The organism is Pedobacter sp. Hv1 (genome assembly GCF_001412215.1).
GTDB lineage: Bacteria > Bacteroidota > Bacteroidia > Sphingobacteriales > Sphingobacteriaceae > Pedobacter.
In genome coordinates this window covers 22,445-41,474 of sequence record NZ_LLWP01000004.1, presented here as the reverse complement: position 1 = coordinate 41,474, position 19,030 = coordinate 22,445, and the positions used below count along the sequence as shown (strand labels likewise).

Below are 19,030 nucleotides of genomic sequence, written 5' to 3'. Positions count from 1 at the left end.
TTGATATCACTTTTTAGGCCCAGAAAAAACAAAAAAGCCAACTGTATGTAAACAATTGGCTTTCTTATCTGCTATAACAATCAGCGTTTAGCAGCACTTTGGTTCTTACTACTTTCATCATACGCTATATCTGCTAATAATTCGTTGGGGTCGTTAATGGTATACTTGGAATGATTAATAAGATGGTGTGCTTTTAAATTAGGATTGTGGGCTCCCCATTCTAATCTATTTGCACCCGATTGTTTGGTTTGTTGCACTTCTGCTCTGAAATTTTGATTTCTCATCGTAGATTAATTTTAAATGTTGAAACAATAGTTAAAAATTACGATATCTAACTGATTATCAGATACACAAAACTAGAAACAAGACAACAATTAAAAAGTTTTAACCAAATAAAAATGAACAGAAAATGAACAAAATATTTTAAAAAGATGAGGTGACGTTAATGAACGTTTACTTCACTTTTTTAATAATAGCAATGATGTCTTCTTCACCTAAATCGGTTTCTGCCTGCTGAAAACTATTAAACAAGGTATCGGCCAATGGCGAATTTAAACCCTCTGCTTTTGCCAAGCGTAAATCTTTAGCAATGTGTTTTAAGGCAAAAGCTGCTTGATATTGATCATTTAAAATAGCTTCTCCTTTAATTTTCATAAATACATTTCCTAAAGCGCTATTGTTAATCAGTTCCATCAAATCATTGGTTTTAACGCCTTGATTTTGTGCAAACACCACGGCTTCGGCCAAACCCTGTGCATGGAAGCCCAATAATGTATTGATGGCTAGTTTCGCTGAATTTCCAATGCCATTTTCACCAATATGTAAGGCTAGTTTACCTAAGGTATCAAATATAGGTTTCACACTTTCGAAAGCAGTTTGTGCACCCCCAGCCATAATTACCAAACTCCCATCGGTAGCTTGTTTCACACTCCCAGAAACTGGAGCATCGATATACTGGTTTCCCTTCTGAACACATAGCGCAGCCATCTCTTTACTAATAGCCGGAGATACGGTACTCATATTGATGATGATTTTTCCGCTGGCCGATGAACTGAATAATCCAGCTTCACCGTTAAAAACATCCTTTACTGCTTGATCGTCTGCAATCATCAAAATCACAACATCAGTTGTATCTAGTAAAGTTGCTGGCGACTCTGCCATTTCTACTCCTTCGGCTAAAAATGCGGCTGCTTTAGCCTTATTTCTGTTGTAAACAATTACCGGAAAAGTTGCATTTATTAAGTTTTGAACCATTGGAATACCCATTTTGCCAAGGCCAATCCAACCAATTTTAGGATGTTTCATCTAGCAAAGGTATTATAAAATGGGCAATGAAAATGTAAAATGGGCGGTGGAGATGGGGAAAAACTAATAACTAATCTAAAATCTATTCCTTTTTCTCGCACCAACCCTTTTACATTGCTGTATCTTTTAATTCTTTACCCTACTTTTCTCGCTTTCTGCACCCGATTGTTCGGCTCTTGCCTTGGTAGAAAATGTTTTACCAAAACGATAGCTAAAGCTCAAAACAGCAGTTCTAGAATCACTCTTATTTTTCCAATTTGCTTCGGTTAAAGCAAGGTTATTGATTACTCCATTGATGATACGACCTCTAAACATATCATTCAAAGCCAGCTTTAAAGTTGTTTTTGGACTTAGTTTCTTCTGTACTGCCAAACCAGCCTCACTATACGCACCAATAATGAATTGCACATTTTTTAACCTACTTTGATATCTATAATTGAGCTCTCCGCTCCAAGTAGGGCTAAAGGTCAATTGGAGGTTTGGAGTAGTACGGAAAAAGCTTCCATTGGTTTCTAAATAACCTGTATAAAAGTCGGTACTAGACCTCATGTTTACAAACTCTGCATAAAGATGTAGGGTCAACCATTTTGTAGGATTGAAATTTCCATCTACCGAAATATTTAGAACGGTTGTTTTACCTACGTTACCTGGTCTGCTGTAATAAGTTCCATTTACAATTTCAATCGTTTCATTCACATCGTCTTTAACCCTACTGTAACCAAATGTGGTGGTGATTTTATTTTTGTAAGTATGCGACAATTCAATACTCTGTGTAAATGCTGGTCTTAAAAATGGGTTACCAACATAATAGGTAAACTTATCTAAAGGTGAGAAGAATGGGTTTAGATCTTGATAATATGGTCTATCTATTCTTCTGCCATAGTTAAGGCCCAATTGATTATCGCCTAAAGTATCTAATTTATAGGTTACATAAAATGTAGGGAACAAACTGGTGTAGGTTCTTTTAAAACTAGAGTCTGGTTTCATTGCGTTACCCAACTGATGGCCGTTAGAAATGGTATTTTCTAACCTCAAACCTGCTTGAAAAGAAAAGTGTTTGCCCTCTCTGCTTAAATTTAAGTACGCAGCATTGATATGTTCTTTATAAATAAAGTGATTGCTCTTATCGTAATCTATTGAGGTTTGGTTATTTGCTGTATTTCTGTAATCGGCAATATTATCAGTTTTAGTAAAACTCGACTTCAAGCCCGTTTCTAACTTAATGCTCTTAGCTAAAGGATGCGTATAATCAGTTTTTAAAGAGTAGATATCAATATTTGAAGGGAGGTTACCACTCAGGATATCCTGATACTTTAATCTTCGATCTGGAAAGTAACTGTAATTGTAATACATCTGATCGGTTTGGTTATCGTACTTGATATAATCTGCATCAAAAGTCAGTTCCTTTCCCTGCCCATCAAATTTATGCCTCATATTAAGGTTAACACTTCCATTTTTAAAATTGATTTCATCTTCATTACGAGCCACAATGATAGAGTCTGGTTGCATGGCAGGATTAAAAAGATTACTGGTATTGTTATTTACCTGGGTAGAAATTCGGTTCATTGCCCCTACTACTACACCCCAAGTAGTTTGATCAGACTGGTAATAATCTACTCCGGTTTTAAGGAAGAAGGTATTGCCATGTCTCTTGAAATAGCTATTCTGGTTGAAATAAGATTTTACACTTCCATTTTGATTTTTGTAGGTCCTATTCAAATCTAAATCTGTAAAGCTATTGTTTAGGTTATAGCTGAAATTTCCAAATACATTGATCTTATTTTTTCTGTAATTGAAATTGAAACTGTTGTTAGATCTACTGAGTTCTCCTTGATTTAAAGCGAGATTTATTCCCCCGTTAAACCCTACAATCTTGCTCTTTTTTGTTTTAATGTTAATTACCCCAGCATTACCAGCAGCATCATACTTTGCCGGAGGATTAGTCATGATCTCAATCTGATCTAAAGCAGAAGAAGGTAAAGAACGAAGATAGTTTTCTAAATCGGCACCAGATAGGTAAGCAGGTTTATCATCAATAAAAATATTAACGCCATTTTTTCCTTTTAAACTAATGGCTCCATTCTGATCAACGTTTACACCTGGCGATTTAGATAGTACATCTAATGCTGTACTTCCTGCATTAGAGATCAATGCATCAACATTTACTACAGTACGGTCTATTTTTCGTTCAACAAAAGCCTTAGCCTTTGTTACACTTACTTCTTTCAGCATATTAGGTGAAGCCACCAACTTAATGGTACCAAGATCGATCGTATTTGTATTGGCATTGAATTCGAATATGGCCGTACGGTAATTGTTGTAGCCCATGGCAGAAATACGGATCTGGTAGCTTCCATATGCCTGTTGGTCAAAGCTAAATTTCCCATCTGTTTCAGTTAATGTAGTTTTAATCAATACTGAGTCTTTCGCTTTAAAAATGGCTACTGTTGCATATTCAATTGCCTTATCGTTGTTGTCTTTTAGCTGACCAGAAACTTTACTTGTTTGTTGTGCATTCGCAAAATTTAGGGTAAAGATGGTACAAACTATGAATGTAAATAATTTAAGTTTCATTTAGGGAAATTGAGTTATAGTGCTGTTTATTTGGTTGGTTTTCTATTATTTACACCTAGGCATTGCTAAAACTAGGGCAATAGTTATCCATTCGACTAAAAAGTAGACGATTTGTTTCAGCAATAAAAAAATAGATTTAAAAGGTGATTGGCCTATTTATTTAGTATTAACTTCGTAATTATACAAAAGTGCTGATGTTGAAGCTTTTAAATATTTTAATTTATATTTAGACGATATCTCTTCTGATTGTTTTTTGCCATTTACACATAAACCATCTTTATCTAATTTATAAGACAATTGTTTGGTTTGGCTAATGATACCATCTTTCAATAGTTCATTATTAATTCGATCACTTAGCTCATCCGAATCAACATCGCCTCCATCTGTAATAGATATGCTCTTTCTACTACTTGTAGCAGCTTTACTTGTACCTTTAATAGGCGCTATTGTTGTAGATGGCGTAGCAGGAGTAGTAGGTGATATTGGATTGATTTCACTTAAGGGTGCAGGCCTAGTAGCAGGTAATGGTTTTGCTTTTGCATTAACAGGAGATAGTGGTGAAATAGGACTAACAATTGGCTGAATTGGTGCTGGTGAAGCCATTCCATGTGCTAAAGGTTGTGGTGTAGCAGGAGTTTGAGGGTAAATATCTTTTTTATACTTTTCGTATCTCAATGAATCTTGACTATATCGTTTGGCATCTCTCTTGTGTTGATCTTCTGCAGCCTGATGACGTTGCTCATTTTGTTGATAAGCAACTTCATCTTTGGCATATTTATCCTGATGAGCCTTATACTTTAGCTGATTTTTAACATATTCTTTTTCGGCTAGTGCATATTTAGCTTCATTCTTGGCATACTCTTTTTCATTTAACTTATACTTTTGCTCATTTGCTTCATATTCTTTTTGCGCTGCAGCAAATTTCGCCTCTGCTTCATCCATCTCTGCTTGTTCTTTAGCCGAAAGTTGTGCTTTGATAATGGTTACATTTTTTGCTTGGGTAGTTGTACTAGACTGAGATGGAACTATTTTTTGTAATTTCTTTTTGGCAGTATCTTGGTTCAAGATCTGTTTTTTTACAGGGGCAACTTGTTTATTCTCAGCATTGCTAAAAGCAGCAGAAAATAAGAACACAAATACCATTGCAAGGGTCAATACTGTTTTTTCCATTTTATTTAAGGTTGATTTGGTGTTGAATAACATTCTGCTTACTCGATTAAGCAAGTCACTTTTTCGGCCAGTTAAAGCCATTGCATATTCTGGTGTATTCATTTGAAATTCTTGACAGGAAAGTAGTGCTTTCACATAACTCTTTTTATCTGCTACACAGGTCAATGCAATATCATCACAACAATTCTCTCTTTCTGTTCTAATTAATTTAGAAAGCCATAAAATTGCTGGATTGAAGAAGAATATAATTTCTATAAAAGATTGTAACAGATTAACCAAATAGTCTCTTCTCTTAATGTGCGCCAACTCATGGCACAGAATGGCTTCTACCTCTGCCATAGATAAGCCGTTTAACAAACCAAGGGGAATTAGAATTAGTGGTTTAAAATGACCAACCACCATAGGCACTTCTGCAATGCCAGACTGAACAATCTTAACTTTTTGACGGATTTCTAATTGATCAGCCAATGCTATCAATTTATTCTCCCATAACTTACCTGCTTCAAATATTTTGTTCCTTTTCAAGTAAAATATGGTATTTAAACCTAGCAGTAAGTGCACACTTTTGGCACAGATAATTAAAAACCAGATCAATACAATTTGTGCGGCATAACTGTTCCAAAGGTTCAATAATTGATCAACTTTACCTGAAATATCAATTGGGGCCTTGGTAATTTGTTGTTGCAAAGTCTGAATGGTTACCTCACTATTTTTTTTGAGATGAATGGTAGTAGCAGCAGCCGATGAACTGATCGAAGTGCGGTTTAACTCCATATACAATGTGATACCAATGGCCAATACAAAAAGACATAAACAGCCTGTAAGTAATTGATACCTTAAAGCAGCGCTTGATTTTCTGGTCAGCAACATCATTACTGCAGTAATTACAGACAATACCACACCAATCCAAAGTGAATGGAAAAGTGTAACACCTATGGCCTGTAGCCAATTTTCTGATACGAAGTGAAAGAGTTTAAAATCCATTGTGGTTCTATTTAGATTTTTAAATTATTATTGATCGTTAAGCATTTTTTTGATGGCTTCAATATCTGCTTTAGAGGTTTTTTCATTCCCCAATAATTGCATCATCAATTGAGAAGCAGAGCCCTTGTATAAAGTATTTACAAAACGATCTAACAATTGGTCTTTCGTTTTTGATTCTGCTTCAACAGGAATATAAATGTGTTTCATCTGACTTTCGTCGCGTTTCAATATCCCCTTCTCTGTCATAATCTGCATCTGTTTTAATGTAGATGTATAATTTACTTCACGCTGTACATTCAATTTATCATTAATGAAACGAACAGTAGAAGGACCGAACTCCCAAAGCACCTGCAAAATCTCTAGCTCTGCTTTAGTAGGTTCTGGCAAATTATTTTCAACTTTATTACTTTCCATATCTCAAAGGTACGATGTTTTTCGTACGAAGCAAGAGGTAAGATAAAAATCATGCAATAAAAAATATAAAATACTGATAATCAATGATTTTAATTTATTTTATTTTTAAACGCAACTATTTTTTAAATCGAGCGTCAAATAGAAAGAGTTAACTTATGACGGAAATCTTTGAGAACATCAAAAAACTGTACCTATTTGAACTGCGTTGTGCAGCACTAGCTCCCTATATCGAATTTTTCTCAGAAACCTCAATCGAAGCCACACAGACTCATATTCAAACCGAAGAGTTTACGGTTAAGCTTTTCCCAAGCTATACCCCTACCATTTGGATTAATCTTGGAAGCCCTTATCATTTAAAAAATGGAGACCATTGGCAATGTATCAATGAGACTACAGATGTTTTGGTATTAAGAAATGAGATAATTGAAAGAAGAAATTTACCACTGGATAATATTTTCACGATTAAATTCTTCCCCGGTGGCTTAGAAGCCATATTTGGTATCAGTCAAGCTAAAATTGGAAGTGATACTGTTAATTTAAATGAACTTATTCCTAATTCATCAATCAAAAAGTTAAAAAACCTAAGTTCAATAAACGATCGCATTTCCCTTCTTCAGGAGCTCTTTTTAGCCAAACTCCATACCAATAAAAAAACGAATCATTATTTCACGTGCATCCAACAAGCAATTGACACCTTCCATTTGTCTGGCTTGGAACTAAAAAATAAAGAAATAGTACAGCAATTGGCCATAAGTGATAAAAGCATGTACCGTTATTTTACAAAAATGGTAGGCACAAATCCTAAGAATTTTATGGCAATGAATAGAGCCAGAATTGCCTTAACAGCGTATGTAGATAAGCGTATTTCTTTTTCTCCCTACATTTATGGATATTATGACATGAGCCATTTCTACAAAGATGTAGTAAAGTTTACGGGCCAAAAGCTTTCTATGCAAATGGTGTAAATTGTCCGATTTTTACTTTCTATTCTTTTTGTTTTGACCTTAATTTGCCTAAAAAGAAATATGAGAGCAATTGCATTTACCATTATTAGCTATTTCGTTACCCTTTCTATTGCTAGTGCACAAAATTACCAGCCTAAAATAGAATCTTTTGCCTGCACTATTAAAATTGGCCCAGGTGTAATTGCTAGATGTGGTTATTTAGTGGTACCCGAGAATAGACAGCAAGTAAATGGTCGTCAGATTAAAATTCCTTTTCTTTTTGTCAGAAAAACAGCAGCAGATTCTACACAAAATATTTCTCTTTACACCACAGGTGGCCCAGGATATAGTACCATTGCCAATATCGACCAGATTTCTGAATCTTCTGGATTTTTAAAGTATGGTGGTTTTATTGCCTTTGATCAAAGGGGTACAAAAAAATCAATCCCTTCCTTGGATCTTCCTGAAGTGGGTGAAGCCATTAAACAAGCCTATAGAGATAATCTACCACCAGAAAAGTTGGTTTTAGCTGCTGTTAAAACCGGCCGAAAGAAATTTACAGACCAAGACATTGACCTTTCTGCTTATAATACCATAGAAAGTGCTGCAGATATTGCTGATCTTAAAAAAGTATTGAAAATTGAATCGATTACCTTGGTAGGGATTTCATACAGTGGTGGTTTAATGTTAACCGTTGCCAGAAATCATCCCGAGGGGATTAAGGCACTTGTACTTAACTCTCCCCTACCTAGCTATGTCAATTATGAGGAAAATGGTTTGTTCAACATCAATGAAGCTTTAAATCAGGTATTCGATAACTGTGAAGCCGATTCTAGCCATCAAGTTCAATATCAAAATCTTCGCAGTAGATTTCAGGAATATTTCAAGGAATTTGGAACAAAAAAAATCAAATTGGATTACACTGAAAAAGGCACAAACAAAGTCATTCCGATCTTCTATGGCAAACAAGAACTATTAGATGCCATCATTGGTAGAATGGATAATTCTCAACTAAAGTCGGTTCCTTTTGTTATTCAAGAAATTATCAGTGGTAAACATGAACCTTACGTTAAACAAGTTTTAGATGATGTATTTAGTGGCAACCCGAGCTTGTCTTTAGGTATGCGCTACTCCATCTATTGTTCGGAGCAGATCGCTTATGCAGATCCTTTGCTTATTCAAAAACAAGAAGAAGTTTTACCATGGCTTAAAGGTTACCGTTTCAACAATGTTAACCATCCAATTTGCGAGTGCTGGAAAGTAAAACCTGAACCTCAGCTTGCCAAAACACCTGTTTATAGCCGCATACCCGTATTACTTTCGGCTGGCGATGCAGATCCATGGTGTAGACCTTTTTACAATAAACTCATTAAAAGAACAATGCCAAATAGTCAATTGTTACTCATCCATAACCGGGCACACTCTTCTGGTTTTACGGTAAATGGGGTTGATTATTTAGAAATGTTTATGCGCAATCCTTATCAAAAAATAGTTAGTCAGTCTAAAGATTTAAAAGTAGAATAAGCATCTATTTTAACCTTTCCAGGTGCTGCTCTTTTTCAAATATCTAATGGTTAGATAGTAAGTAGCTAATATAACTGCAGCAACAATGCCAAGGGTATTTCTTAGGCTTTCGTTACCATTGGTAAGTTGTGGGTGATAGAAAAGTAAAATCACTACAATTCCTAACATCCAAATTGTTTGGGTATTGTATTCCTTAATCAACCAGCGTTTTCCATTAAAATACATGCTCGAAATCGTTTGGGTTAATCCACTAAAATTAATCAACCATCTGTTTACCCGATTACAATAAGCCTCAAATTGAGCACCAAATTTATTTCTAAGAAAGTTTTCCTCAGCCAAAACGATAGCTTGGTAAATGAACAAGAACAAAGGCATAAAAACGATCAAAAACAATAACGAGTTGATCAGTATACCTACACCTAGCAACATTAAAATATTACCTACATATAAAGGGTTACGGCAATGGTTAAAAAAGCCTTCTGTTACAAGATCATCTGCATATACATTTTTGTTCTTGCCCCCACGCACAATGTAAGCCAAAGAAATGGCTACACCACGGATAAGTTGGCCCAAAATAGTAATCAACAAACCAATAAACAATGGGAATAAATAATAATAAGGGCCGAAAACACTTGCGGTAAAAATTTGTGGCGACGGAATAAACAGTGCCAAGTACAAGAAAATAAACAAAAAGTTTCTGTACTTAAAAAAGAAGTTGCCTATGGTGATCATATTAGTTTTTTACTGCAATAAAACCTGAAAAATTATACCATTTAAAAAAAGTTTCTGTTTGTGGGAAACCAGCTTCTCTAAGCATTTTAAAGTTTTCGCTTAGCTTATAAGGAATTAAAACATTTTCTAATGCCTCTCTTTTTTGCGAAATTTCCATTTCGCTATAATTGTTGCGACGCTTGTAGTCGTAATAATATTTAATGAAATTTCGATTAAACAAACTATCCTCTGCCAGTATTTTTTCTGAAATGATCAATACACCACCTGGTACCAGTCCATCGTATATCTTCTTTAATAGCTTTTCTCGATAAATGGGTCTAACAAATTGCAAGGTTAAACAAAGGATCACAACAGAAGCATTTTCAATTTTAATATCTTCATGCAAATCTGCAATCACCAATTCATAATTGCGTTTAAAATGAGCTTGTTTCAATTTAACATCACATTTTTTTAACATTTCTGCAGAATCATCTATCCCTATAAACTTAATTGTTTCATCTACATAAGGGTTCAGGCCAATCATTGTTGTTCCTGTAGAACAGCCTAAATCTACCACATTGGTATGGGGTAATGCATGTTCAATGGCCAACTCAATAATCATTCTTTGAATCTCATTGTAGTAGGGTACTGAACGTTCAACCATGTCGTCAAAAGCATTAGCTACCGTTGCACCGAACTTAAAATCGGACGGTTTTTTGATCTCGTCTTTGAAAACATGATCTAAATTATCTTTCTTACCCATAAATCACGCTTAACTGTAGAATATTGGACTATCAAATCTCCAAATGGTTTAGTCGTTGGCTTTACATGGGCACAAGCTTCAAAATTGATTTAAAAGCCTGATCTTATTTATCTTCCAATCTCCTAAAGGGCTCATTATTGTTGTTTTCAATCTTACTTAAATCTTCAGCAATACGCTCATCATCCAGTCGAACTATGGTTTGTTCTTCATATCGTTCAGTTCTACTTTGATAATGCCCTTCTCCATCCTCTTCTATTTCTTCGTTACTAGGCCTCGAAACTATTTTAAATTCTTCCTTTTTAGGCAGTTGTTGATTTTTCATATCCTTTTATTTGATATAAAGCAATTGATCTGATAAAAAGTTTTAAAAAGAGCACAAAACATAATTAGGCTATTATGGGTTATTAACCTGTTTGTGATCTACTTAGCTTATGGAAAACATATTTATACTTGCCATACCTGTTGCCTGCATTGCCTGGACGTTCACCAAAGAAGAGGTTTTTAGAGAATTAAGGGAGTTTTGTGTCAGTAAATCTACCAATTGCACTAAGCTATACCAACGCAAGTTCTTTTATCTTTTTACTTGCGAATATTGCTTTAGCCATTATGTTACCGTACTGCTCTTGATCATTACCAAATACACCTTGTTGTATGATGGATGGCGAGGTTACTTCATTGCAGGCTTTTCTATAATTTGGATTGCCAATGTTTATATGAGCATTTATAACCTTATCCGTATCGACCTTAAAAAGAATAAATTGATCGCTAAAAAAGAAGAACAAGAATTGGGAGAATAACTCAATAAAAAGTCTAACTAGGTATGCAATGAATCTTATTAAAACAATTTGCTTATGGCATTAGCATGCTAGCATTCATAAATGCTAAAAAAGCAGTGCGATAGGCACCTCCTACTTGAAAATCAATATCGCAATTTTTCAATTTGATATTACTGCCATCTATTTTCTTAATGGCATTTTTAGCAATAAGATATGATTTAGAGATTCTAATAAAATCGTCTTTACTAAGCGCCGCATCGATGTGGTTTAGCCCCATGTGCGTTACAAACTGTTCTTTAGCGGTATGGATCACCACATAATTTTTAGCTGCAGCTACATATACGATCTCATTTGGATCAATATAATGGTAGGCATATTTTTGATCTGCTTTAATAAACTGTAAGCGATCTTTTTTGACAGGTGTAATTTGTTCTTCTTTTACTTCTGGTTTAACTTTTAAACTATCTTGATTATTCTTCAATAAATAATTAATAGCTAAAGCAAATTTGGAAAAACTAATCGGTTTCAATAAATATTGGTCGGCATGTAAATCAAAGGCCTTTAAAGCATAACTAGGATGACTAGTGGTAAAGATTAGAAATTTCGTTTTTGACCTTAAACTCTCCGCTAGCTCCAATCCAGAGATTTCTGGCATTTCAATATCTAAAAATATAAAATCAACTTGGTCATTAGTCGAGATCAGTGCTTCTAAAGGCTTTTGAAATGTTTGATGCACAGAAAGTCCAGGCATTTCATTAATGTATTTAACAAGTGCATCAATGGCATATTGATCATCGTCTATAATTATACATTTCAAATCCATATTGTCTCCTTTTTGGTCATTGCAATTTATGTTTTTTAATTGAAACCAGAAACCACTTCATACTCTGTAACAGGGCTTTTATACTCGCTAGAGCGGCTTTGGTACAATATTCTTTTTTGATTGAGAATAAATAACTAGCTTTTAAGGAATTAAATATTTTTACTGAATGGATTCCGGTTGCAAACGAAAATCCAACAAACGAATACCGACGTTTATCGGTATCGCCATAAGCAGGTCAGCGTGGAAGACTTGTATTAAAATTCAATCAATTATTATTCAAGAAAATGAAAAAAGTAAACCTGTTGAGCAAAGCCGAATTAAAGAAAATAATGGGTGGCGGAGTTCCACCAGAAACTCCAGGTGGCGATCCTAGCTATTGTGCACCAAAAGGCTATGTGATTTGTATAGCAAACGGTGGTAGTGGTGAAGCTAATTCTTATTTTTATGCTTGTTGCACAAGCATGGCACAAGCGCAGGCCTTCTGCCCATCTGGTTCAGCATATGGCTGTAATCTGAATGAACCTGTACTAATTGACTAAATAAAAGGGAGGGCAATAGCTCTCCTTTTTACTTTGTAACAATACCATCACAATTACGAGTATAATTTCTGCCCTAAAAGCAACAATATACTCCCACAAAGACAATTCATACATCGGTGAAGCTATTTCGTATAATAAATTTTTTTATATGAAATTGCTTAACTAATCTTATAGGAAATTTCATACATATGCTCAATCTTTTACAACCTAAACAAAGTAACGCATCGGCTGTAGTTAACCTACTACTTAAAGCCCTAAATGTTAAAGTAAATTCTACAACTGTTGATGATAACCTACAAGATCATCCAGAATACCCAAGTTTATTAGCTATAAATGATTGTTTAACAGAATGGCATGTGCCTAACCAAGCCTACCAAATTTCTAAACAAGAATATGATCCTGCTGATTTAGAATTTCCATTTATTGCCCATAGTAAAATTAATGGGGGCTATTTTATGTTAATACACGAAATAACCAATGGTAAAGTAATCTATAGTGATGAGAAAAAACAAAAAGCTGAACTTCCTGAAGAGGAATTTTTAAAACTATGGAGCGGTGTAGCTTTACATGCTACGGCCAGCTCAAAAAGTGGCGAAATTGATTATCAGACAAAATCTGTAGCACAAACATTTAATGCTTTGAAAATTCCTGCATTATTATTGGTCATTTTAGCTGCAATACTGTTAACCATCAATTACCAAACTTCCAGCATTTCTTATGGATTATTATTGTTCTTTAAAATTACCGGTATTGCTGTAAGTGTATTGCTCCTTATGCACAGCATAGACGCCAATAATCCATTGGTACAAAATCTATGTAGCTTGGGCAATAAAAACAACTGTAATGCAATTCTTAAATCTGATGCAGCTAAAGTTACTTCTTGGCTAAGTTGGAGTGAAGTAGGCTTTTTCTATTTTACAGGTTCATTTTTAACCTTATTGATCAGTCCTGCCTCACTACCGCTAATTGTTTGGCTAAATGTACTTGCCTTACCTTATACCGTATATTCTATTAGCTATCAATACAAGCAAAAAAATTGGTGCGTATTGTGCTGTACGGTACAAGCTATCCTTTGGTTAGAATTTTTAACTAATGTTTTTTATCCTTCTAATTTTGAAATCTCTACAACTAACTTACAGTTCCAATATATCTTACCTTTAGTAATTAGTTTTGCACTCCCAATTTTAACCTGGGCTTTTCTTAAACCACTATTGTTAAAAACGGCTCAATTTAAACCGTTAAAACAACAACTTAAAAAATTCAAATATAACAGCGATTTATTTAATCAAGTGTTAACCAACCAACCTCGTTATGCTGTACCAGACGATTTAATGCCAATCATACTAGGAAATCCTAATGCCGAAACTGTAATTACCATGGTAAGTAATCCTTTTTGTGGCCCTTGTGCAAAGGCTCATGAAACATTAGACCAATGGTTAAATGTGCGTGATGATATTCAATTGAAAATCATTTTCACTACCGCTAACCATGATGATGATGAAAAAACAAAGGTTTCTAGACATGTAACAGCACTTAGCTTACTAAACGACACCAAGTTATTAGAAAATGCGCTAAACGACTGGTATAAACAAGGCAGCAAAAAATATGAGTCTTGGGCTATTCAATACCCAATTACCTTTGATAAGGATATGAGCATGGTAACCGAAAAACAAAAGGCTTGGTGCGATTTAACCGAAATTGCCTTTACACCAACCATATTGGTAAATGGCTACAAACTGCCTGAACCTTATCGTTTAGAAGACATTAAATATTTATTGACCTAATATTACTTTAGTTCAGGAAATAAAGGAAATCTAATTGTTCAGCTGATTTTTATTTTACAGCTTGACTTTTTGTGGCTACTGATTTTTTTGGTAGCCCAATTCATTTTACTTTAAATAAGCGAATTAAAAAACTACCATAACTTGTATCATTCAGGTATTAATTGATATATTAGAAAACATAAAACACAGTTTGATCAACAACCAAAGTAAGCCCTATACATTTGAAAAAATTTCCATTCTTTAAACAACCTGATCAAATGGACTGCGGCCCTACCTGTCTTAGGATGGTTGCAAAACATTATGGTAAAAATTTCAACCTACAACGTTTAAGAGATATCTCTGGTATTAACCGAGAAGGGGTTTCTCTATTAGGTATTAGCGAAGCCGCTGAAAAAATTGGCTTTCGTACCACTGGGAACAGAGTTAATTTAGCTCAGCTAGCAGAAATAAATTTACCAGCAATTCTGCATTGGAACCAGAACCATTTTGTGGTACTCTATAAAATTAAAAGAGGAATTTATTATATCGCCGATCCCGGCAAAGGATTAATAGAATTTACAGAGAAAGAGTTTTTACAACGTTGGAGTAGCATCCACAACAATACCGAAAGCCAAGGTATTGTATTGATCTTATCTCCTACTCCAGACTTATACGCACAGGAAGGCGACAAGAACAATGGATTAAACTGGGCATATTTGCTCCGCTATCTTTACCAATATAAACAGTTGGTTGCACAACTCTTTGTGGGCCTTGGTGTAGGCAGTTTGTTACAGCTCATTGTTCCATTTCTTACACAGTCAATTGTAGATATCGGGATCAATACCCGAAATCTCAACTTTATCTACATTATCCTCATTGCTCAAACCATGTTGTTCTTAGGAAGGATGAGTGTAGATTTTATCCGTTCATGGATTTTGTTACACATTAGTACAAGGGTTAACATCTCCATTTTAACAGACTTCCTGATCAAGCTGATGAAATTGCCGATGAGCTTCTTCGACACCAAAATGACGGGAGACATCATGCAACGAATGAATGACCAACGAAGAATTGAGAGCTTTTTAACAGGATCAACTTTGAGCACCATATTCTCGATGTTCAACCTGATCATTTTTACTGGGGTTCTTGCTTATTATAACATCAATATTTTTATTATCTTTTTAGTCAGTAGTGTACTTTATTCTTTATGGGTAATTGCCTTTTTAAAGAAGAGAAGAGACTTAGATTTTAAACGTTTTGATATTTCTTCAAAGAACCAGAGCAGTATTGTGCAGCTTATTGGCGGTATGCAAGAAATAAAACTCAATAACTGCGAGCAGCAAAAACGTTGGGAATGGGAAAGGTTACAAGCGGGTTTATTTAAGTTCAGCATCAAAAGTCTTTCGTTGGGGCAAATTCAACAGGCGGGTGCCTTCTTTATCAATGAAGGTAAAAATATCATCATCACTTTCTTGGTGGCTAAATCTGTAATTGATGGCCAATTGACATTGGGTGGAATGATGGCCATTCAATATATTGTTGGGCAAGTAAATAGCCCTATCGAACAGCTGTTGGGTTTTATCCAGTCTTTACAAGATGCTAAAATCAGTTTAGAGCGTTTGAATGAGATCCACCAGATGGACGATGAAGAACCTTTAGAAAAAACCTTCCTCAAAGAGTTACCTATGAATAAGAGCATAGGCATACAAGATTTGAGTTTTACCTACCCTGGAGCTGGTAATGAGCCTGTACTAAAAAGTATTTCCATGAATATACCTGAAGGCAAAACCACAGCAATTGTGGGCATGAGCGGTAGTGGAAAAACAACCATACTCAAACTCCTACTCCGTTTTTATACCCCTCAAAGAGGAGAAATTAAGATTGGAGCTACACACATAGACCAAATTGGCTATCGTTATTGGCGTGGACAATGCGGTATTGTAATGCAAGATGGTTTTATCTTTTCGGACAGCATTGCTAAGAATATTGCCGTTGCCGACGAAATTCCTGATATGGCAAAACTACAGCACGCCATCAAGGTAGCCAATATCACAGACCTAATTGAAGGCTTACCACTAGGATTGAATACAAAAATAGGTGCAGAAGGAAATGGAATTAGCCAAGGTCAAAAACAGAGGATTTTGATTGCGAGAGCCGTTTATAAGGACCCCGAGTATATCTTTTTTGATGAAGCAACCAATGCACTTGATGCCAACAACGAAAGTATCATTATGCAAAACCTAGAAGAATTCTTTAAGGGAAGAACAGTAATTGTGGTTGCCCACCGATTGAGCACTGTTAAAAATGCAGACAACATTGTAGTACTTGATAAAGGAATTATTATTGAGCAGGGTACACATGCCGAACTCACCAAAAACAAAGGAGAATATTACCAACTGGTAAAAAACCAATTAGAACTGAACTAATGTAAGGTCAAAATAGGTGTTACAACTTTTATAAAAATATGCCAACAGAAGAACAACATAAAGAACAAGATAACGCTTCAGTAACTGATTGGGCAGTAAGTGAAGAAGTTAATGAAATTATTACTGCGGTACCCTCATGGATTTTAAGGAGAGGTATTACTTTAATTCTGCTTGTTTTATTGACCATTATTTTAATGTCTGCATTTATCAGATATCCAGATGTGGTAAAAACTTCAATGAAGGTAAACTCACTAAACTCACCTAAGGGAGTAATATCTCATCAATCTGGCAAGCTTATCAAAATCTTAGTAAAAGATAATGAGCAGGTTATAAACAAACAACCCTTGGCTTTTATAGAAAGTACAGCTAGTCATAACGATGTAATTACATTAGCGAATAAACTCAAAACCTTAAATCAACAATTAACAAATTCTCCAACATTAAATGATAAGGATTTCTTAGGCAATAATTTGAACCTTGGCGAACTACAGGGCAATTACCAATCCTTTTATCAGGAATATCTGCAATTTATCAATACACAAAATGGCGGTTTTTATTTAACCCAAAAGGCATACCTGCAAAAAGACTTGGTAGAGATTAAAAAATTGCAAGAACAGATTAACCAACAAAAAAAGATACAAGAACAAGAATATGCCAATGCACAAGAAGAATATGAAGCTTACAAAGTACTAAAAAACAACAAGGCAATTTCTAACAATGAGTTTAAACAACAAGAAAACAAGTATCTGTCTAGCAAATACCCTTTACAACAAAGTGCTACTGCCCTATTAAACAACAATTCAAGTTATTTGGCCAAACAAAAAGAAATTGAAACCTTAGACAATACCATTAAAGAACAAAAGGCAAAATTTAATCAGGCCTTAAATAGTATGATTAATGAAACTGAGGCTTGGTTAATGAAATACGTTGTATTTGCCCCTCTTGCTGGTAAAGTAGGTTATGCAGGCATTTTACAAGAAAATCAAAATGTAAATGTTAATCAAGAACTGTTTATTGTAAACCCAGGCAATACAGATTTTTTTGGTGAAGTTCAGATCCCTCAATACAACATGGGAAAAGTTCACCTTGGTCAACGTACCTTAGTTAAATTAAGAAGCTATCCATTTGAAGAATATGGCATTATTAATGGAAAAATAAGCTTTATTACAGATGTTGCCCTAAAAGACAGTGTATTTATTGCCAAAGTAGATTTTGGAAAATTTGAGCAGAAAAATCCAGAACACCCCATTATCTTAAAACCAGGTATGGTAGCAGATGCTGAAATTATTACCAGAGAAAGCTCACTATTACAGCGCTTTTTAAGAAACATGACAAAAATGTTGAACAGTAGCAATTGATAAAGTAGCTGATCAAAATAAATATAGTCAAACAACCTCCATCAAAATCTTGAATTTTCTCGATTCTCTTTGCGAAAAATTAGATATTATCTGATCGTTTTAATGCGCATCAAAAATCACTTTCCTCAAAAAGCAAAAATAAAGTTATATACGGTGGAAGCTATTTCATACTAATGTAAGGCCATTTGGTACAATATTTTTGTTTAAACAACATTTACAGTTTAACTTAAGATTAATCAATTCTATTTCAAAGAAAAAGGGCAGTCCGGTTGCAACGAAACTGCCCATTAACGAGTATCGACGTTTATCGATATCGCCTAAGTAAGCCAGGCGTGACTGGATTACAAAATCTTATACAACCAAAGTTAAAAATTTAAATGATGAGAAAAGTAAATTTACTTAGTAAAGCTGAACTAAAGAAAATTATTGGTGGTGGCCTTCCTCCAGGCGATCCCGGAAATCCACCTTGCACAGCAGCCTATGTAGTTTGTGGCGTAGAAGATGGAGGACTTGAACTGATCAATTTCCCTACTGTATGCTGCACTTCACTTAGCGATGCTGAAAGCTTCTGCAGAGGTCAGTTATACAAGGGGACTTACCAGTGTCTTTCTATTCTTGAAAGTTAACAGTCCGCTATTCTATAAATAAAAATAAGAGCTCATGAAAAAAGTAAACTTACTCAGCAAAGCTGAAATGAAAAAAATTGTTGGCGGTATTACCCCAGAAATGGCCAATTGCGAAGAAGCCGCTTGGTTACCTATTGTAATTGACCAAGACGGAAATTGTAGATTCACAGGCTATAATTTCTGTTTAAGATGGTGTTCGCCAGAACTGTGTGATTTTGGTGGCAAATGCACCTTAACAGCAGTTTAAAATAATGCCCTAAAATAGAACCTATTCCAAAACTATAATTCTAGCACCCAGAGGTCGGCTTATCAAGTCGACCTCATTTATTA

18 protein-coding genes are annotated in these 19,030 nt (G+C 34.9%); 9 read left to right on the top strand and 9 right to left on the bottom strand.

Going from position 1 to position 19,030, the window contains the following annotated elements; genetic code table 11:
- Window positions 1-80: 80 nt before the first annotated feature.
- The 5 genes from AQF98_RS07965 to AQF98_RS07945 form a co-directional block, all read right to left on the bottom strand.
- Entirely contained in the window at window positions 81-284 is a 204-nt protein-coding gene (locus AQF98_RS07965; protein ID WP_055131416.1) for a hypothetical protein, read from the bottom strand.
- Between the two features lie 169 nt (window positions 285-453).
- Window positions 454-1,305 carry an NAD(P)-dependent oxidoreductase gene (locus AQF98_RS07960; protein ID WP_055131415.1) on the bottom strand — a complete coding sequence of 284 codons (852 nt, stop codon included), beginning with the start codon at window positions 1,303-1,305 and terminating at the stop codon, window positions 454-456.
- Window positions 1,306-1,431: 126 nt separating this feature from the next.
- Window positions 1,432-3,879: an outer membrane beta-barrel protein gene (locus AQF98_RS07955; protein WP_055131414.1), complete on the bottom strand. Its 2,448-nt coding sequence runs from the start codon at window positions 3,877-3,879 to the stop codon at window positions 1,432-1,434.
- A 156-nt stretch (window positions 3,880-4,035) separates the two neighbouring features.
- On the bottom strand, window positions 4,036-6,033 hold the full coding sequence (locus tag AQF98_RS07950; protein WP_055131413.1) for a M56 family metallopeptidase: 1,998 nt from the start codon (window positions 6,031-6,033) through the stop codon (window positions 4,036-4,038).
- Between the two features lie 27 nt (window positions 6,034-6,060).
- Entirely contained in the window at window positions 6,061-6,447 is a 387-nt protein-coding gene (locus tag AQF98_RS07945) for a BlaI/MecI/CopY family transcriptional regulator (RefSeq protein WP_055131412.1), read from the bottom strand.
- 155 nt (window positions 6,448-6,602) lie between these two features.
- On the opposite strand from AQF98_RS07945, the gene AQF98_RS07940 reads away from it, so the two are divergent.
- Complete coding sequence (locus AQF98_RS07940; RefSeq protein WP_055131411.1) at window positions 6,603-7,412, top strand: helix-turn-helix domain-containing protein; 810 nt, start codon at window positions 6,603-6,605, stop codon at window positions 7,410-7,412.
- A 60-nt stretch (window positions 7,413-7,472) separates the two neighbouring features.
- Window positions 7,473-8,915 carry an alpha/beta fold hydrolase gene (locus tag AQF98_RS07935; RefSeq protein WP_200911858.1) on the top strand — a complete coding sequence of 481 codons (1,443 nt, stop codon included), beginning with the start codon at window positions 7,473-7,475 and terminating at the stop codon, window positions 8,913-8,915.
- Between the two features lie 9 nt (window positions 8,916-8,924).
- On the opposite strand, the gene AQF98_RS07930 is transcribed toward AQF98_RS07935, so the two are convergent.
- The 3 genes from AQF98_RS07930 to AQF98_RS07920 form a co-directional block, all read right to left on the bottom strand.
- Window positions 8,925-9,647, bottom strand: coding sequence for an isoprenylcysteine carboxylmethyltransferase family protein (locus AQF98_RS07930; RefSeq protein WP_055131410.1), 723 nt, complete (start codon window positions 9,645-9,647; stop codon window positions 8,925-8,927).
- A 1-nt stretch (window position 9,648) separates the two neighbouring features.
- A complete protein-coding gene (cmoA, locus tag AQF98_RS07925) occupies window positions 9,649-10,389 on the bottom strand; it encodes a carboxy-S-adenosyl-L-methionine synthase CmoA (protein WP_055131409.1) in 741 nt (246 codons plus the stop codon).
- 103 nt (window positions 10,390-10,492) lie between these two features.
- Window positions 10,493-10,711, bottom strand: coding sequence for a hypothetical protein (locus AQF98_RS07920; protein ID WP_055131408.1), 219 nt, complete (start codon window positions 10,709-10,711; stop codon window positions 10,493-10,495).
- A gap of 109 nt (window positions 10,712-10,820) precedes the next feature.
- Between AQF98_RS07920 and AQF98_RS07915 the strand changes: the two genes are divergently transcribed.
- Window positions 10,821-11,186, top strand: coding sequence for a hypothetical protein (locus AQF98_RS07915; protein WP_055131407.1), 366 nt, complete (start codon window positions 10,821-10,823; stop codon window positions 11,184-11,186).
- A gap of 52 nt (window positions 11,187-11,238) precedes the next feature.
- Here AQF98_RS07915 and AQF98_RS07910 read toward each other — a convergent pair whose 3' ends face one another.
- Entirely contained in the window at window positions 11,239-11,988 is a 750-nt protein-coding gene (locus tag AQF98_RS07910) for a LytTR family DNA-binding domain-containing protein (protein ID WP_055131406.1), read from the bottom strand.
- Window positions 11,989-12,272: 284 nt separating this feature from the next.
- Between AQF98_RS07910 and AQF98_RS07905 the strand changes: the two genes are divergently transcribed.
- The 6 genes from AQF98_RS07905 to AQF98_RS07880 all read left to right on the top strand — a co-directional run bounded on the left by AQF98_RS07905 (window position 12,273) and on the right by AQF98_RS07880 (window position 18,947).
- Window positions 12,273-12,527 (top strand): hypothetical protein, encoded by a 255-nt coding sequence (locus tag AQF98_RS07905; RefSeq protein ID WP_055131405.1) that lies wholly within the window; start codon window positions 12,273-12,275, stop codon window positions 12,525-12,527.
- 188 nt (window positions 12,528-12,715) lie between these two features.
- On the top strand, window positions 12,716-14,311 hold the full coding sequence (locus AQF98_RS07900) for a cysteine peptidase family C39 domain-containing protein (protein ID WP_055131404.1): 1,596 nt from the start codon (window positions 12,716-12,718) through the stop codon (window positions 14,309-14,311).
- A 221-nt stretch (window positions 14,312-14,532) separates the two neighbouring features.
- On the top strand, window positions 14,533-16,716 hold the full coding sequence (locus AQF98_RS07895) for a peptidase domain-containing ABC transporter (RefSeq protein WP_082434944.1): 2,184 nt from the start codon (window positions 14,533-14,535) through the stop codon (window positions 16,714-16,716).
- Window positions 16,717-16,754: 38 nt separating this feature from the next.
- Window positions 16,755-18,074 (top strand): HlyD family secretion protein, encoded by a 1,320-nt coding sequence (locus AQF98_RS07890; RefSeq protein ID WP_055131402.1) that lies wholly within the window; start codon window positions 16,755-16,757, stop codon window positions 18,072-18,074.
- Between the two features lie 377 nt (window positions 18,075-18,451).
- Window positions 18,452-18,700 carry a hypothetical protein gene (locus AQF98_RS07885; RefSeq protein ID WP_152969668.1) on the top strand — a complete coding sequence of 83 codons (249 nt, stop codon included), beginning with the start codon at window positions 18,452-18,454 and terminating at the stop codon, window positions 18,698-18,700.
- A 34-nt stretch (window positions 18,701-18,734) separates the two neighbouring features.
- A complete protein-coding gene (locus AQF98_RS07880) occupies window positions 18,735-18,947 on the top strand; it encodes a hypothetical protein (RefSeq protein ID WP_055131400.1) in 213 nt (70 codons plus the stop codon).
- Window positions 18,948-19,030: the final 83 nt, after the last annotated feature.

Excerpts from the sequence above, each read along its gene's own strand:
- AQF98_RS07965 (WP_055131416.1), bottom strand. The coding sequence starts at position 284 with ATGAGAAATCAAAATTTCAGAGCAGAAGTGCAACAAACCAAACAATCG.
- AQF98_RS07960 (WP_055131415.1), bottom strand. The coding sequence starts at position 1,305 with ATGAAACATCCTAAAATTGGTTGGATTGGCCTTGGCAAAATGGGTATT.
- AQF98_RS07955 (WP_055131414.1), bottom strand. The coding sequence starts at position 3,879 with ATGAAACTTAAATTATTTACATTCATAGTTTGTACCATCTTTACCCTA.
- AQF98_RS07950 (WP_055131413.1), bottom strand. The coding sequence starts at position 6,033 with ATGGATTTTAAACTCTTTCACTTCGTATCAGAAAATTGGCTACAGGCC.
- AQF98_RS07945 (WP_055131412.1), bottom strand. The coding sequence starts at position 6,447 with ATGGAAAGTAATAAAGTTGAAAATAATTTGCCAGAACCTACTAAAGCA.
- AQF98_RS07940 (WP_055131411.1), top strand. The coding sequence starts at position 6,603 with ATGACGGAAATCTTTGAGAACATCAAAAAACTGTACCTATTTGAACTG.
- AQF98_RS07935 (WP_200911858.1), top strand. The coding sequence starts at position 7,473 with ATGAGAGCAATTGCATTTACCATTATTAGCTATTTCGTTACCCTTTCT.
- AQF98_RS07930 (WP_055131410.1), bottom strand. The coding sequence starts at position 9,647 with ATGATCACCATAGGCAACTTCTTTTTTAAGTACAGAAACTTTTTGTTT.
- cmoA (WP_055131409.1), bottom strand. The coding sequence starts at position 10,389 with ATGGGTAAGAAAGATAATTTAGATCATGTTTTCAAAGACGAGATCAAA.
- AQF98_RS07920 (WP_055131408.1), bottom strand. The coding sequence starts at position 10,711 with ATGAAAAATCAACAACTGCCTAAAAAGGAAGAATTTAAAATAGTTTCG.
- AQF98_RS07915 (WP_055131407.1), top strand. The coding sequence starts at position 10,821 with ATGGAAAACATATTTATACTTGCCATACCTGTTGCCTGCATTGCCTGG.
- AQF98_RS07910 (WP_055131406.1), bottom strand. The coding sequence starts at position 11,988 with ATGGATTTGAAATGTATAATTATAGACGATGATCAATATGCCATTGAT.
- AQF98_RS07905 (WP_055131405.1), top strand. The coding sequence starts at position 12,273 with ATGAAAAAAGTAAACCTGTTGAGCAAAGCCGAATTAAAGAAAATAATG.
- AQF98_RS07900 (WP_055131404.1), top strand. The coding sequence starts at position 12,716 with ATGCTCAATCTTTTACAACCTAAACAAAGTAACGCATCGGCTGTAGTT.
- AQF98_RS07890 (WP_055131402.1), top strand. The coding sequence starts at position 16,755 with ATGCCAACAGAAGAACAACATAAAGAACAAGATAACGCTTCAGTAACT.
- AQF98_RS07885 (WP_152969668.1), top strand. The coding sequence starts at position 18,452 with ATGATGAGAAAAGTAAATTTACTTAGTAAAGCTGAACTAAAGAAAATT.
- AQF98_RS07880 (WP_055131400.1), top strand. The coding sequence starts at position 18,735 with ATGAAAAAAGTAAACTTACTCAGCAAAGCTGAAATGAAAAAAATTGTT.